At 63.9% G+C, this 15,672-nt stretch carries 16 protein-coding genes; 1 reads left to right on the forward strand and 15 read right to left on the reverse strand.

Annotation, left to right across the window (positions count from 1 at the left end):
• Positions 1-19: 19 nt before the first annotated feature.
• From BM374_RS08890 to BM374_RS08960, 15 genes are all read right to left on the reverse strand, one after another.
• Positions 20-1,717, reverse strand: a complete 1,698-nt coding sequence (locus BM374_RS08890) for a flavin-containing monooxygenase (RefSeq protein ID WP_092291041.1) — start codon at positions 1,715-1,717, stop codon at positions 20-22.
• A gap of 86 nt (positions 1,718-1,803) precedes the next feature.
• Positions 1,804-2,691 (reverse strand): AraC family transcriptional regulator, encoded by an 888-nt coding sequence (locus tag BM374_RS08895; protein WP_092291043.1) that lies wholly within the window; start codon positions 2,689-2,691, stop codon positions 1,804-1,806.
• 324 nt (positions 2,692-3,015) lie between these two features.
• A complete protein-coding gene (locus BM374_RS08900; RefSeq protein WP_092291045.1) occupies positions 3,016-5,136 on the reverse strand; it encodes a sodium-translocating pyrophosphatase in 2,121 nt (706 codons plus the stop codon).
• Positions 5,137-5,372: 236 nt separating this feature from the next.
• Positions 5,373-5,981, reverse strand: coding sequence for a hypothetical protein (locus BM374_RS08905; RefSeq protein WP_092291047.1), 609 nt, complete (start codon positions 5,979-5,981; stop codon positions 5,373-5,375).
• Between the two features lie 114 nt (positions 5,982-6,095).
• The gene (gene thiL, locus BM374_RS08910; RefSeq protein WP_244552559.1) at positions 6,096-7,094 is read right to left on the reverse strand and encodes a thiamine-phosphate kinase; all 999 of its coding nucleotides are present in this window, start codon (positions 7,092-7,094) and stop codon (positions 6,096-6,098) included.
• Between the two features lie 193 nt (positions 7,095-7,287).
• On the reverse strand, positions 7,288-7,782 hold the full coding sequence (gene nusB / locus BM374_RS08915; RefSeq protein ID WP_092291051.1) for a transcription antitermination factor NusB: 495 nt from the start codon (positions 7,780-7,782) through the stop codon (positions 7,288-7,290).
• Positions 7,783-7,785: 3 nt separating this feature from the next.
• Complete coding sequence (ribH, locus tag BM374_RS08920; RefSeq protein ID WP_092291053.1) at positions 7,786-8,277, reverse strand: 6,7-dimethyl-8-ribityllumazine synthase; 492 nt, start codon at positions 8,275-8,277, stop codon at positions 7,786-7,788.
• Positions 8,278-8,435: 158 nt separating this feature from the next.
• Complete coding sequence (locus BM374_RS08925; protein WP_092291055.1) at positions 8,436-9,047, reverse strand: riboflavin synthase; 612 nt, start codon at positions 9,045-9,047, stop codon at positions 8,436-8,438.
• Position 9,048: 1 nt separating this feature from the next.
• Positions 9,049-10,197, reverse strand: a complete 1,149-nt coding sequence (ribD, locus tag BM374_RS08930) for a bifunctional diaminohydroxyphosphoribosylaminopyrimidine deaminase/5-amino-6-(5-phosphoribosylamino)uracil reductase RibD (protein WP_092291057.1) — start codon at positions 10,195-10,197, stop codon at positions 9,049-9,051.
• On the reverse strand, positions 10,194-10,676 hold the full coding sequence (gene nrdR, locus BM374_RS08935) for a transcriptional regulator NrdR (RefSeq protein ID WP_011087793.1): 483 nt from the start codon (positions 10,674-10,676) through the stop codon (positions 10,194-10,196). Before nrdR ends, ribD begins: the two co-directional genes overlap by 4 nt.
• A gap of 28 nt (positions 10,677-10,704) precedes the next feature.
• Positions 10,705-12,003, reverse strand: a complete 1,299-nt coding sequence (gene glyA, locus BM374_RS08940; RefSeq protein WP_092291059.1) for a serine hydroxymethyltransferase — start codon at positions 12,001-12,003, stop codon at positions 10,705-10,707.
• Between the two features lie 292 nt (positions 12,004-12,295).
• Positions 12,296-12,517, reverse strand: coding sequence for a hypothetical protein (locus BM374_RS08945; protein WP_092291061.1), 222 nt, complete (start codon positions 12,515-12,517; stop codon positions 12,296-12,298).
• A 37-nt stretch (positions 12,518-12,554) separates the two neighbouring features.
• Entirely contained in the window at positions 12,555-12,791 is a 237-nt protein-coding gene (locus BM374_RS08950; RefSeq protein ID WP_092291063.1) for a hypothetical protein, read from the reverse strand.
• A 195-nt stretch (positions 12,792-12,986) separates the two neighbouring features.
• A complete protein-coding gene (ldtR, locus tag BM374_RS08955) occupies positions 12,987-13,505 on the reverse strand; it encodes a transcriptional regulator LdtR (RefSeq protein ID WP_027529973.1) in 519 nt (172 codons plus the stop codon).
• 416 nt (positions 13,506-13,921) lie between these two features.
• A complete protein-coding gene (locus BM374_RS08960; protein ID WP_092291065.1) occupies positions 13,922-14,425 on the reverse strand; it encodes a DUF6163 family protein in 504 nt (167 codons plus the stop codon).
• 125 nt (positions 14,426-14,550) lie between these two features.
• On the opposite strand from BM374_RS08960, the gene hemB reads away from it, so the two are divergent.
• Positions 14,551-15,612: a porphobilinogen synthase gene (gene hemB, locus BM374_RS08965; protein WP_092291067.1), complete on the forward strand. Its 1,062-nt coding sequence runs from the start codon at positions 14,551-14,553 to the stop codon at positions 15,610-15,612.
• Positions 15,613-15,672 lie beyond the last annotated feature (60 nt).

The following is a 15,672-nucleotide window of genomic DNA, read 5'->3' on the forward strand; positions in this document are numbered from 1 at the left end:
ATTTTCCTTCGGACCAGAGTCAGTTCATCGCGAGACCGGGATAGCCGCTGGCGGCGAGTTCGTCGCATTGTCTGTTGTAGTTGCCGACGCCGCCGATATAGGACAACAGCCGGCGCGGCTTGCCGTCGACGTTGGAGCCCATGTACCAAGAGTCGGTTTTGACCACGAGCGTCGCCGCAGCGGTGTCGTCATGGTGCTTCACCCAGGTATCCTCGAACTCCCGCGTGGCCTCGATCGTTCGCTTGCCTTGCGTCCGCGCGTAGCCGATGCAGTCGGTGATCCAGTCGACTTGCTGCTGCAGACAGGTGGTCATGTTGCAGAGCGCGGCCGAAGGTGCGAGTGGCGCGCCGGTCGTGAACAGATTCGGATAGCCATGGACCTGCAGGCCCATTGCGGTGCGGATCTCCTGCTTCCATTGTTCTTTCAGCGAACGACCGTCGCGGCCGCGGAAGTCGATCCGGCTCAGCGCACCGGACCCGGCGTCGAAGCCGACAGCGAGGATAATGACGTCGACCTCGTGAACCTTGCCGTCGGAGGTCTGGATGCCGTCGGGCACGATGCGCTCTATCGGGGTTGTCAGGCAGTCGATCGCTTCGACATTGTCCTGCAGATAGACTTCAAGATACCCGTTCTCGAGCGGCACGCGGTGCGTGCCGAAGCCATAATCGGACGGGATCAGGAGGCTGCACAGTTTCGGATCGTTGCGCAGGCGCTCGCGCATCTTGCCGCGCACGAAGTCGGACACGACGGCGCTGACCGATTCGTCGAAGAACATTTCCGGGAAGGTCGCCAGCCACATCGACAGCGAGCCTTCGTTCCAGAACTTTTCCAGCACTTCCGTGCGCTCTCCGGGCGTCAGCTCCGCCCAGGGACGGTTCTCGAAATCGTAATGGAAGCCGGCGAAGGTCGAACGGACGCGCTTCTTCAGGTCGTGGAACTGGCTCGCCCATCGGTCCCATTCGGCCTGGCTGTATTGCGGATTTTTCATCGGCACCACGTATTGCGGCGTGCGGACGAAGATCTTCATTTCGGCGACGTCGGGAGCGATGGTCTGGATGACCTGGATGCCGGTCGCCCCGGTGCCGACCACCGCGACGCGCTTGCCTTTGAGATCGACGCCGGTCTTCGGCCATCGTCCGGTATGGTGGATCTCGCCTCGGAACGTCGACTGGCCGGGAAAGCGGTCGACGAGCGGGGCCGACAGCATGCCGCAACAGGCGAGGACGTATTGCGTGTCGATCTTCTCGCCGGCGTCCGTCGTGACCGTCCAGCGGCCGTCCTTTTCGCGATAGTGGGCCGAGGCGATGCGGCTGTTGAATTGAATGTCCTTCTTCAGGTCGAGGTGATCCGCGACGAAGTTGAGCCAGCGCTCGGTCTCCGGCTGCGCGGGAAATCGCTCGCTCGGCTTCCAGGCCTTGTACAGCTCTTCGGAGAACCAATACTGGTAGACCTCGACCTGGGAGTCGAAGCGCGCACCCGGATAGCGATTCCAGTACCAGGTGCCCCCCACCCCAGATGCCGTATCATAGGCGCGGACGTTCAGTCCCATTTCGCGCAGGCGATACAGCTGATAGAGACCGGCGATCCCGGCGCCGATGACCAGCGCATCCAACCGTGTTGTCGGTGCATCCGCACGCGACGTGTGTGTCGGCTCCAACAAGGTGCCCAAAACGTTTCCCCTCTTTTGTAGCGGCCGCTTGAGCGACCGAATGGCCATTCGGCCGTGGGAGGAACGTTAGAAGCGACGTGCAGCGCCGTCTTGAATGAACCAGTGAGCGTGTTGAAGGATCAGGTGAAGAAGCGCTAGCGAGAGCCATCGTCCCTGATGGCGGCCGGTGTCCGACCCAAGCGCGCGCGCATGATGCGCGTCAGATGGGCCTGATCCGCGAAGCCGCATTCCGCCGCGATCGCCTTCACCGGCAAACGACCAAGAGCAAGCATTTGCAGCGCTTTTTCGAGCCTGCGGTCGAGGACGTACTGGTGGGGGCTGGTCCGAAACGAAGCGCGAAAGCGCTTCCCGAAAGTCCAGACGCCCATGGAGGCGACTTCGGCGAGTTCTTCAAGCGAGAGCGCCTGATCGATCCGGGCTTCGATGTACTCGACAACGCGTTTGCGTATTGCCGGAGGCAGTTCGCCCCTTCCGGACTTGTCGACAAACTGAACGGATGCAAAGTTGCGAAGCAGATTGACGACGAGCTGTGTGCTCAACGCGTCGACGTACAACGCGCCGCCGATGCCGTTCCCGCCGGCTTCGCGAGATATCGCCTCGACGGTTTCGGTCACGATCGGACTTTGCGTGCGCAAGATGTCGTGCAGCCGCACCGCGGCGATCGGCCGTTCGAGGACGTCGGCAGCCACGCGGGAGACCACAGCGTCCGAAAGATAGACATGCGAGACGTCGATCTGCTCGGTCCAATGCCAGTGCGAAGCCTGCGAGCGGGTCAATAGCGAAACATCGCCCGGATGACACTCGGTCCGGGTCCAGCGCCCCTCGAAACGCCGCTCCATCATGGTGCTGCCGCGCTTATAGGAGACGATCATGAAATCGGCCATCGCGGGCACTGGGACGTCGAGACCGCTATAGCGGTAGGTCCGCAGCTCAACGCCCTTCCAGCCTTGACCGGCACTGCAGCGCAGCAACTCACCCGGTACAAAGCGCGGCAGTTCTTCTGGTCGAATGAGCAGTGCCATGGGATTTTTCCAACGTCGCGGACGGACGGCACCTGTGCGAACTATTGTCAACAGCAGGTTTGTACGTGTCAAGCCGAGCTGAACGGGAGTGGCGTGCGCTCGCTGTATCCCGGCGCCGGGCGAGTCGACTTCGTGGATGCCGTGAAAGAAGTTCGCCGGCATCATCCGGAAGAAATCATCGCAGGTGGACGTGCATTAGCCCCCACGGATCTGCAGCACTTCGTGCTGCGCAGCGTCGGGGGAACGCGAGTAGAGCGAGATCCACCAAACAAAAAACCCCACGGCTCGCGCCGCGGGGTTTTGTCGTGCATCACTTAGCGTCGTTCAGTGCGCCAGGATCGCCAGCAGCAGCAAGGCCACGATGTTGGTGATCTTGATCATCGGGTTCACCGCGGGACCCGCCGTGTCCTTGTAGGGATCACCTACGGTGTCGCCGGTCACCGCGGACTTGTGGGCATCACTGCCCTTGCCGCCGAAGTGACCGTCCTCGATGTACTTCTTGGCGTTGTCCCAGGCGCCGCCGCCCGAGGTCATGGAGATCGCGACGAAGAGGCCCGTCACGATCACGCCGAGCAGCATGGCACCGACAGCGGAGAACGCCGCCGACTTGCCGGCCGCGCCGCCGCCCGCGATCGCGTAGATCACGAAGTAGACGACGATCGGCGACAGCACCGGAAGCAGCGAGGGGATGATCATCTCCTTGATCGCCGCGCGCGTGAGCAGATCGACCGCCTTGCCATAGTCAGGCTTGTCGGTGCCCTGCATGATGCCCGGCTTCTCGCGGAATTGACGCCGCACCTCCTCGACGATCGCGCCTGCCGCACGCCCCACAGCGGTCATGCCCATCGCGCCGAACAGATACGGCAAAAGGCCGCCGAACAGCAGGCCCACCACCACGTAAGGATTGTTCAGCGAGAAGTCCGGATTGACGCCGGCGAAGTAGGCGTGATGCGCGCTGTCTCCAACGAAGAACTTGAGGTCCTGGTTGTAGGCCGCGAACAGCACCAGCGCGCCGAGACCGGCGGAGCCGATCGCGTAGCCCTTCGTCACCGCCTTGGTGGTATTGCCGACAGCATCGAGCGCGTCGGTCGACTTACGCACTTCCTTCGGCAGGCCCGCCATCTCGGCGATGCCGCCGGCGTTGTCGGTGACCGGGCCGAACGCATCGAGCGCGACGACCATGCCGGCCAGCGCCAGCATGGTGGCGGTCGCGATCGCGATGCCGAACAGGCCGGCGAGGCTGTAGGTGACCAGGATGCCGGCGATGATCACGAGCGCGGGCAGCGCAGTCGCCTCCATCGAGACGGCAAGACCCTGGATCACGTTGGTGCCGTGACCGGTCACCGAGGCCTGGGCGATCGACTTCACCGGGCGATAGTCGGTGCCGGTGTAGTACTCGGTGATCCAGATGATCAGCGCGGTGACGACGAGGCCGACCACACCGCATTCGAACAGCGCCATGCCGGTGTAGTCGACACCCTCGAGCTTGCCGAAGCCAATCAGGTAATAGATCACCAGCGCAATGCCGATCAGCGACAGGATGCCGGTTGCGATCAGGCCCTTGTAGAGCGCGCCCATGATCGACTGGCTCGGCCCGAGCTTCACGAAGAAGGTGCCGATGATCGAGGTGATGATGCAGATACCGCCGATGGCGAGCGGCAGCGTCATCATGTTGGCGAGGATCGGCGTCTTGGCGAAGAAGATCGCTGCCAGCACCATGGTGGCGACCGCGGTCACCGCGTAGGTCTCGAACAGGTCCGCCGCCATGCCGGCGCAGTCGCCCACGTTGTCACCGACGTTGTCGGCAATCGTCGCCGGATTGCGCGGATCATCCTCCGGGATGCCCGCTTCGACCTTGCCAACGAGGTCGCCGCCGACATCAGCACCCTTGGTGAAGATGCCGCCGCCGAGACGTGCGAAGATCGAGATCAGTGAGGCGCCGAAGCCGAGCGCCACCATGGCGTCGACCACGGTACGGCTATCAGCTGCGAGCTTCAGCGAGTGGACCAGAAAGCCGAAATAGAGCGTCACACCGAGCAGCGCGAGACCCGCCACTAGAAGTCCGGTGATCGCGCCTGCCTTGAAGGCGAGCTCGAGGCCGCCGGCGAGCGAGGTCGTCGCGGCCTGGGCGGTGCGCACATTGGCGCGGACCGAGACGTTCATGCCGATGAAACCGGCCGCCCCCGACAGGATGGCGCCGATGGCGAAACCGATCGCGACATAGAGTCCAAGGAAATAGGCAAGCAGCACGAAGATGACGATGCCGACGAGACCGATCGTGGTGTATTGCCGGCGCAGATAAGCCTGTGCGCCTTCGCGCACCGCCCCTGCAATTTCCTGCATGCGCGGCGACCCCGCATCCGCGCCCAACACCGAAGACGTCGCCCAAATCGCGTAGACGACGGAAAGTACTCCGCAGAGCACTATCAACCATAATGCTGTCATGTGATTTTTTGCCTCAGATCCTTGATGTACCCCCGGCGCCTTTGTTGTCCGTCTTGCGACGCAGCGCCTTGATTTTGAACAAAGCCGCCCCTTTCCCGAAGGGGCGGCTCCAGTCATTCGCAAGCTTGCCAAAATCAAATTGAGGGTGCAACGCCGGATCAGCCGAAAAAGCCGATCTCGGCAGGTATTTGGACCTAATCACGAGACCCCGGCCGAGGCCTGGCCTCGGCTGCGCCTCAAGCCGCCGCCCTCACGCGATGCCGGGACGAAGAGGCCAATTCCAGGGTCTGCCCGCCGGCCGATGTGCGCCGGTTGAAGATCCTGACCTCGTAGACGCTGCCGCTCGCGCCGGTCTCCAGCGACACCGAAACAACCTGGTCGAGCGTGAGCACGCCGAGGGGAACGTCCTGGTCAGGCAGGATCAGCGTCGCCAGTTCGCCAACGAACACGATCACCAGATGGCCTCTAGCCATGTTGCTTTTGGATAACAAGCGCAACTGGCCGTGATAAGGCTGCCGGGTCCACGCCGATGGCAGCCCGGGATCGACGACGACCTGGATGTTGTTGGTCTGAGGATGCAGGGTAAGCACCATCTTCGACAGATCGGGCTTCCAGTGCATGGGCAACGCCGGCATGGTTTTCCAGAGGCAATCGAACGCCGCGCACTCGCTGGGCAGGTCATCATGGATCGTGCAGCCCTGGCCGGGCTTGCAATGCGAGCACCATTTGCCGGCGGGTTTGCCGAACGCGACTACGTTGTAGACTTTGCAGCAGAGCGTGCAGCCTCCACATTCCCGCCCGGCCGCCGCCGGCGCCTCGCTCGAACCTGCGACGGTGGCCGTCATCGAATCAAACCCATTGGCTGCTTTTGCATCAATGGATGCGGATAGAGCATTTGGCTGTCGCGAGGGTTGCGCCGTCTCGTGCCATGGATAGTCGGAACGAAGGTGAGGCTGGCGTCAGAAGTGGCTGTAGGACAGCCGCTTCAAGGCGAGTTCCTGGCCCTGCCCGTCCAGGAATCGTGGCCGCTCACTGCCGGCGACGATCGTGCCGATCGCCGTGACGGCGAGGCCCACCGCTCGCCCCGCGGCGATCAGCGCGTCGCTCTGTGCCGGCGGCACGGTGCACAGGATTTCGTAATCGTCCCCCCCGGCAAGCAGCGTCTCAACACAAGTGGCGTTGCGAGCGACCAGGCCCGCCGCCGCAGCGGAGAGTGGCACGCGCTCCACATTGACCATGGCCGAGACACCGGATGCTGCACAGAGTTTGGTCAGATCGCCGGCGAGCCCATCGGAGACGTCCATCGCAGCCGTCGCATGGTCGCGTACGGCCTGCGCCAGCAGGTTGCGCGGCTGCGGGATCCGATAACGCGAGACCAGCGCCTCCCTGGCAGCCGGATCGGACGCGAGCGCCGCAGCCGCGGCTCCGCCGGTAAGCACGTCGAGACCAAGCGCGGCATCGCCGATCGTTCCCGTCACCAGAATGCGGTCGCCCGGCCGCGCGCCGGTGCGGCCAATCATCCTCCCCTTCGGCACGCGACCGAAGACCGTGATCGAAATCATCTGCGGCCCCGGCGTCGACACCGTGTCGCCGCCGAGCAGCGGACAGGCGAAAGTCTTGGCGTCCTCGCCGAGCGCGTCCGCGAACGGCCTGAGCCAGGCATCCTCCTTGCTGCGCAGCGCCAGCGTCAGCACAAAGCCGGCGGGCGCAGCTCCCTTGGCAGCCAGATCGGACAGATTCACCCGCAGCGCCTTGCGCGCGATGGTGTCGGGGGGATCGCTGGCAAGATAATGCACGCCCTCGACCACGGCGTCGGTCGTGACGACGATGTCCTCGCCGGACGAAGACAGGATCGCGGCGTCGTCGACCAGCCCGAGCGCACCCGGATCAGTCGCCAGCGGCTTGAAGTAGCGCGCAATGAGGGAGTCTTCGCCGGACGCGTCTTGCGGGTTTGCCACGTGCCTAGCCCCACTCTCCACTGTCATCGCCCGGCCAGTGCGCAATTGCGCACTAGGATCGGGCGATCCAGTATGCCAGAGACGTGCATGTGAAATCGATAGACCGCAGGGTACTGGATCACCCGCTTTCGCGGGTGATGACAACGGAGCATGGGGCAGCAGCATTGCATGACTTCACCGCCCTTGCGGATGTCTACCCCCGCCCGAACTCGTCGCCGCGAAACTGGCGGCCGATCTGGTCGAGCACGGCGTTGACCATGCCGGTCTCCTCGCGGTCGACGAAGGCATTGGCGACATCGACATATTCGGACACGACGACGCGGCCCGGCACGTCCTTGCGATGCTGGAGCTCATAGGCCCCTGCCCTCAGCACGGCGCGCAGGATCGCTTCGATCCGCTTCAACGGCCAGCCCTTCGACAGCGCCTCGTCGATCAGAGGATCGAGCTTTTTCTGGTCACGCACGACACCGGAGACGATGTCGCGGAAGAACGCGGCTTCCGCCGGCAGATAAGTGTCGCCCTCGACCTCGTTGCCGAGCCAGTGGCTTTCGAACTCGGCAAAGATGTCGTTGATGCCGGCGCCCGCGATATCCATCTGGTACAGCGCCTGCACGGCTGCGAGCCGCGCCGCACCACGGCGGTTCGCCTTCTTCTCGGGAGCGCCCGCCGATTTCTTGGGGTCAGCCATGGCTCAGGCCCGCGCCAGGCGGCGCTTGATGCGCAGCATCGCAAGCGCGGCGCGCGCGGCATCGCCGCCCTTGTTGAGCTCGCTGGCGCGTGCCCGCGCCCAGGCTTGGTCCTCGTTGTTGACGGTGAGGATGCCGTTGCCGAGCGGCAGCTTGCGCGCCACGGCGAGGTCCATCAGGGCGCGGGAGGATTCCTGCGAGACGATCTCGAAATGAATGGTGTCGCCGCGGATGACGCAGCCGAGCGCGATCACCGCATCATAGGGCTTGCCGTTTGCCGCAGCCGCGTCGACCGCGATCGCCACCGCCGCCGGAATCTCCAGCGCGCCGGGAACCGTGATGACGTCGTGGGTCAGCCCGGCCGCCTTCAGCTCCGCGACCGCACCGTCCAGAAGCGCGTCCTGGAGATCGTCATAGAACCGTGCCTCGACGACAAGCGCCCGCGCGCCGGAAATGTCGGTCTGGTCCTTCAGGGGTGCGCGCCGCGCGTCTGCCATCGTTCAATCCGTTTCAGCAACTCGTCTCTAGGGTCGGCGTTATGTAGTCGCCGCAGACGTGTAAGCCAAGTTCAAAGAGACTGTCATTCCGGGACGATGCGAAGCATCGAACCCGGAATCTCGAGATTCCGGGTTCGCTTCGCGCCCCGGAATGACGGCTACTCCGTCATTTCCGTCAGCCGCGCCGCATAGCGCGCCATCAGATCGACCTCGATATTAACCTCAGCGCCCGCCTTCCAGCCGCCGATCGTTGTGACACCAAGCGTATGCGGGATGATCAACACCGAAAAGCTCACGTCATCAACCGTATTGATGGTCAGCGAGACGCCGTCGAGCGTGATCGATCCTTTGGTGGCAATGAACCTCGCCAACTCGCGCGTGGTCGAGAGCTTGAACCGCGCCATGTCGGGCAGGTCCTCGCGGCTGATGATGGTGGCGATGCCGTCGGCATGGCCGGCGACGATGTGGCCGCCGAGCTCGTCGCCGATCTTGAGCGCACGCTCGAGATTGAGCCGCGTGCCCAGCTTCCAGTGCCTGGCCGTCGTCAGTGCCAGCGTCTCGGCGGCGGTATCGACCTCGAACCAGGTCTTGCCATCGGCGACGCCCGAAGCGACCACGGTGAGGCAGACGCCGTTGCAGGCAATCGAAGCACCATCGGCGATGGTGGTCTGATCGTAGCTGCAAGCGATCCGCAGCCGGTGCAATTGCCCCTGCGCCACAGGGTTGAAACTGACGATCTCGCCGATATCGGTGACAATGCCGGTGAACATGTTAGGCGCGCTCGTAGATGGTGAGAATATCGGGGCCGAATGTCTCGCTAGCATGAACCTTGTAGGCCGGCGACTGCGTGATTTTCGACAGGGGCAATGCATCGAGCGCATCGACCCCGCCAGCGCCCACCTCTTCCGCTCCGCGGAACAGCCAGATCTCGTCGACTAGGTCGGCGGCCACGAAAGAGGCCGCGACATGGCTGCCGCCCTCGACCATCAGCCGCGTGATGCCCTTCTCTGCCAACGCATGCAGCACGGCCGGAAGATCGAGCCCGACTGCACCGTTCGGCGGCATGCGCATGATTTGCGCACCGGCCGCGCCCAGCCGGGTGGCTGCGGCTGCTTCCGCAAGCTCGGACGCCATCACCCAAAGCGGCGTCTCGCGCGCAGAACGAACGAGCTGGCTGGACGCGGGAATCCGCAAATTCTGGTCGAGGACAATGCGCACTGGAGAACGCGCTTCCATGCCAGGCAGGCGGCAGTTGAGCTGCGGGTCATCCGCCAGCACCGTGCCAATGCCGACCAGAACGGCATCGCTTTTCGCGCGCAGCAGATGCACCCGATCGCGCACGGCTTCGCCGGTGATCGCGATCGGCTTGCCACCTTCAGCGCCGATCTTGCCGTCGGGCGAGATCGCCAGCTTCAGGATGACATGCGGACGCTTGTCCCTGACACGACGGAAATGCCCCGCGTGGTCGAAGGCAGCCTCCGCCGCGCACAAGCCCACATCCACCGTGATGCCGGCAGCACGAAGGCGTGCATGACCCTGCCCGGCAACTTCCGGGTTGGGATCCTCGATCGCCGCAACCACGCGCTTGATGCCGGCTGCAATCACCGCATCGGCGCAGGGCGGCGACTTGCCGAAATGCGAGCAGGGTTCGAGCGTGACGTAGAGCGTCGCGCCGCGCGCCGCCTCGCCGGCGCGCCGCAACGCTTCAGGCTCGGCGTGAGGTCGTCCGCCGGCTTGCGTCCAGCCACGACCGACGATGACAGCGTCGTTGACGATGACGGCGCCCACGGCCGGATTGGGCCAGGTGCGCCCCTGCCCGCGCCGGCCCAGCGCGAGCGCCAGCTGCATGAAGCGGCGATCGGCGTCCTTGGACTCGCGGATCCTCGCGGCGAACTGATCCTCCAGGATGCGGAAGATCATTTGCGGATCGCGGCGAGCCGCGCTTCCTCCTCACCGGAGAGCTCGCCGAGCACGTCGGCGAAATCCTTGGCCTCTCGGAAATTGCGATAGACCGAGGCGAAGCGCACATAGGCGACGTCGTCGAGCGTGCGCAGATGCTCCATCACGGTCTCGCCGATCACCTCGGAAGAGATCTCGGCCTCGCCCCCGGTCTCCAGCTCGCGCACGATGGTGGAGACCATCTTCTCGACCCTTTCAGGTTCGACCTGGCGCTTGCGAAGCGAGATCTGCACCGAGCGCATCAGCTTGTCGCGGTCGAACGGCACACGGCGGCCGTTACGCTTGATCACCGTGAGCTCACGCAGCTGCACGCGCTCGAAAGTGGTGAAGCGGAAATTGCAGGCGACACACACGCGTCGCCTGCGGATCACGGACGAGTCCTCGGTCGGACGCGAGTCCTTTACCTGCGTATCGAGACTGTTGCAGTTCGGGCAGCGCATCCGTTGACCTTAACCAGTTTTCTTGGCCTTACTGATAGATCGGGAACCGCTCGGTGAGCGCCTTGACCCGTTCCTTGATCGCGGCTTCCACCAGCGGCGCCTTGCCGTCAGAGGACTGCGCGATCGCGTTGAGGACCTCGGCGATCATGCCGCCGACCTGCTGGAATTCAGCGACGCCGAAGCCGCGGGTCGTCGCCGCCGGCGTGCCGAGACGAATACCGGAGGTGACAAACGGGGACTCGGGGTCGAAGGGAATACCATTCTTGTTGCAGGTGATGGCCGCGCGGACCAGCGCCTTCTCCGAGGCGTTGCCCTTCAGGCCCTTCGGCCGAAGGTCAACGAGCATCAGATGGTTATCAGTGCCGCCGGAGACAATGTCGAAGCCGTGGCCCTTCATCGCCTCGGCCAGCGCCTTGGCGTTCTCGACGACGTTCTTCGCATAGACCTTGAAGTCCGGACGCAGCGCCTCGCCGAAGGCGACCGCCTTCGCCGCGATCACATGCATCAAGGGGCCACCCTGCAGGCCCGGGAAGATCGCCGAGTTGAACTTCTTGGTCAGCGCCTCGTCATTCCACAGCATCAGGCCACCACGCGGTCCACGCAGCGACTTGTGGGTGGTGGTGGTGGTGACGTGAGCGTACGGCACGGGCGAAGCATGCACCCCGCCGGCGACGAGGCCCGCGAAATGCGCCATATCGACCAAGAGGTAAGCGCCGACGCTATCGGCGATCTCGCGGAAGCGCTTGAAATCCCAGGCGCGCGAATAGGCCGAGCCGCCCGCGACGATCAGCTTCGGCTTGACCTCTTCGGCCTGCCTGGCGACCGCGTCCATGTCGATGATCTGATCCTCGCGGCGCACGGTGTAGTGCGCAGCCTTGAACCACTTGCCGCTCATGTTGACGGGCGAGCCGTGGGTGAGATGGCCGCCGGCCGCAAGGTCGAGACCCATGAAGGTGTCACCGGGCTGCAGCAGTGCCAGGAACACCGCCTGGTTCATCTGGCTGCCGGAGTTCGGCTGCACATTGGCGAAGTTGGCGCCGAACAGCTTCTTGGCGCGGTCGATCGCGAGGTTCTCGGCGACGTCGACCCACTCACAACCGCCATAGTAGCGCGCGCCCGGATAACCCTCCGCGTATTTGTTGGTCATCACCGACCCCTGCGCTTCCAGCACGGCCCGGCTGACGATGTTCTCGGAAGCGATCAGCTCCACCTCGTGGCGCTGACGGCCGAGTTCGCCCTTGATGGCAGCAGCGATTTCCGGGTCGGCCTGCTCGAGCGAGGCCGTAAAAAACGAATCGGGCGCGTTGGCGGTCTTGGCTGACGTCATCGTGGAATATCTCCACCGCCGCAGCCTCTTGGCGGGCTACGGGGGTCTTGGTGTGGCGATCGGAAGCGGCGAGCGCGATCTACCACATCCCCCCGCCCGGGCCAAGCATTTGCGGGTCGGGTGGGCGAATTATGCCAGATATGGTGGAGATCGCCGGGACTTCGGGGGCCCGCAAGCTTACGGGACTGCCCGGCGTTGGGATGCGGATTGGCCGGTCAGGCCGCCCAATCTTTAAGGACGGGGCGGATGCCGCCAAATTTCGCCCCGACCGCCAACCTTCGGGCCATCCCGTCTACAGCCCGGTGTACCCCGCCTTCACAGGGTCCACGCTGCCGTCGAGCTGGCGCAGATAGGTCAGACCGCAGACCGTCAATCTATGGGTGTCCTTTTCACCGGCTTCCATCAGGGTGTTGATGTACTGCGTCACCTTTTCCCGCGCCTCCTCGCTCGCCGCCGCCGTGCGATTGGCGAGCAGGTCGTAGGTCTTCATGATGCGGTCGATGGCAGCTTCCATGGCACCCTCTGGTTCTCTTGAATTCTGGGAGTCGTGATCAGGCAACTGCTCTGGCCTCGGCCTGCGCTTCAAAGCGCGCGATCGCCTTGTTGGCGAGCCTGATCCTGTTGAATTCGCCGTGCTGGAGCAGCTTGATGATGATCTCGAGCAGGCGTTCGTTGGTGACGAGTGTGTCGGAGATCGCACCGGAGCGGCGCAGATAATTCGCGGCGATGGCATAGGCATCGCTCACGAGTTCGACGTTCATTGCCTGCATCCCGCGCTCGACCAGCATCGCATCCTCCGATCCGGGACGACAACTACGACGCGATGGACTGGTTCCACCTCTCAGGCCGTTTTTTCGCAAGTGCGAACAGATGCAAAACGCGCCGGTCCCGGAACAAGCCGGGCCAGCGCGCTCGGGGAAGTCAGGCACGTCAGGGAGGCCTGCCGGTCTTATTGGGCCGGCTTGGCCTTGATCGCCTGGAACTCAGAGCCGGTACAGGATCTGGTCGGTCCAGAACCGCTCGAGGCGGTGCAGCGACTTGTTGAGGGTCGAGAACTCCTCGCCGGAGATGCCGCCAACCTGCTCCACCGTCTTGACGTGCTTCTGGTAGAGCGAGTCGACGATGCGCCGGACTTCCTGGCCCTGCGGCGTCAGGCGGATGCGCACCGAGCGGCGGTCAACGCGTGAGCGCTGATGGTCGAGGAAGCCGAGCTCGACAAGCTTCTTCAGATTGTAGGAGACGTTGGAGCCGAGATAGTAACCGCGCGTGCGCAGCTCGCCTGCGGTCAGCTCCTTGTCGCCGATGTTATAGAGCAGGAGCGCCTGCACGGAATTGATGTCGGCGCGACCACGACGATCGAACTCGTCCTTGATCACGTCGAGGAGCCGGCGATGCAGCCGCTCCACCAGAGTCAATGCTTCCAGATAGAGCGACTGCACCGAACCTTGCGGGCCCGAAACGCGCTCTGCGGTATCTGCCGCAGTTGCGACGGCTTTCATCATGACACTTCCCCTGTTGTCGTTTTTATCGACACTTATTCGACGAAACTTGTGTCCCGTCTGATAGGTGCAACTTAAGGGGGGCGTTTGAAGATCGGCTTAAATAAGAGAATAAAGAGATCATGAATTTAAGACAGTGAATTGCGGATTAAGCCTGTGCCACAAGCACTTTTCGCAACCGTCTGTTGACCGTCGCAAGGTCTTGTTCACCCTCCGTCCGCCCCTGCTGTCACATTCCAGAACAGCCGCGCCCCGTTTCGAAACGTACGCGTAAGAGCTGTGGCTGAAATCGCTAGGTCAACGAAAACTTACCTCGAATTTTATGAAACCAGCGGTCAACCAAACGCACACTCTCGTGTCCGTGCGGCGCGCTGCATCGCGTCCGGCACGAGAGTATTCCTTGATAACGAAGAGGTGGGCTATGGCGGCCGTTCGCGCGCGGCCATCCAGGCGAGCGCGAGATAAGCCGCCAGCATGAAGGCCTCGACGCCCACGACGACCAGGCTGCCGCCATAGATGCCCGGGAACATCAGCTCGATCACCGCCATGGAGACCACGGTCGTGAGCCACACCACCGCGCCCCAGGGCGTGGCGAGCCAGAGGCCGACCGCAGCGACGAGTTCGATGACCGCGAAGTAGATGGTTGAGGCCTGCCAGGCCATCGACTGGTTCTCGAAGGCGTCATCCTCGCCGCCGACGAAGCCCGTCACCTGTGCCCAGTGATAGAGCCCCTTGAGGATCGACAGCAGCGCCATCACCCGCAGGAACAGCACGAGCCGGCGGGTCCAGACGTTGTCGTCGGCTTCGGTCCGCTCCGACGAGATGGCCGCCACGGACATCGCGCCGTCTCGCGCATTGTCTCTGACGGCATCCCTGGCATTGGCGCTGTCGCGGGCCGCGTCACGGGTGGAGATCTCGGACATGGCCCCCCTTCTGGCCGTTTCGCCTCGCAAAATCAATCGGCTGCCATCACCTTGCGGGAGGTCAAGCCGCGGTGACGGGAACCATGCGAGCTGGTATAAGAATAATTCCAGCCGGGAGAAGACTGATGGCGATCAAATACGGACGTCCGATCGAATTGCGCGAGGTCGCGCGCGGGACGGGTGCAGCGGTACCCCACGCCCTCGATCTGACCGTCCGCCCGCGCCGCAACCGCAAGGCCGAATGGGCCCGCCGCATGGTGCGCGAGAACGTGCTCACCACCGACGATCTGATCTGGCCGCTGTTCCTGATCGACGGCGACAACAAGCGCGAGCCGGTTGCCTCGATGCCCGGCGTCGAGCGCCTTAGCGTCGACCAGGCCGTCCGCGAGGCCGAGCGCGCCATGAAGCTGACGATCCCCTGCATCGCGCTGTTTCCCTATACCGATCCGGCCCTGCGCGACGAGGAAGGCTCGGAAGCCACCAACCCGAACAATCTGGTCTGCCAGGCGGTGCGGGCGATCAAGAAGGAATTCCCTGACATCGGCGTCCTCTGCGACGTCGCGCTCGACCCCTTCACCAGCCATGGCCATGACGGCCTGATCTCCGACGGCAAGATCCTGAACGACGAGACGGTCGCCGTGCTGGTGCGGCAGGCGCTGGTGCAGGCCGAAGCCGGCTGCGACATCATCGCGCCTTCCGACATGATGGACGGCCGCGTCGCCGCGATCCGCGAAGGACTTGACCGCGCCGGCCTGCTCGACGTGCAGATCATGGCTTACGCGGCGAAATACGCCTCAGCCTTCTACGGCCCGTTCCGCGACGCCATCGGCTCGGCCAAGACGCTCACCGGCGACAAGCGCACCTATCAGATGGACAGCGCCAACACCGACGAGGCGCTGCGCGAGGTCGAGCTCGACATCGCCGAGGGCGCCGACATGGTGATGGTGAAGCCCGGCATGCCCTATCTCGACGTGGTGCGCCGCGTGAAGGACACGTTTGCGATGCCGACCTTCGCCTATCAGGTCTCCGGCGAATACGCGATGATTGCAGCCGCCGCGGCTAACGGCTGGCTCGACGGCGACCGCGCGATGATGGAAAGCCTGCTCGCCTTCAAGCGTGCCGGCGCCGATGGCGTGCTCAGCTATTTTGCGCCGAAGGTAGCGGAGAAGCTGCGGGCGGAGGGGTAAGGTCGTGCCCCGGACGCAAGGCAGCACGGCGCACTTGCGATGTGATGCGTTGCAGAGCCG

This window comes from Bradyrhizobium sp. Ghvi, from assembly GCF_900115265.1.
In the GTDB taxonomy this organism is placed as follows: domain Bacteria; phylum Pseudomonadota; class Alphaproteobacteria; order Rhizobiales; family Xanthobacteraceae; genus Bradyrhizobium.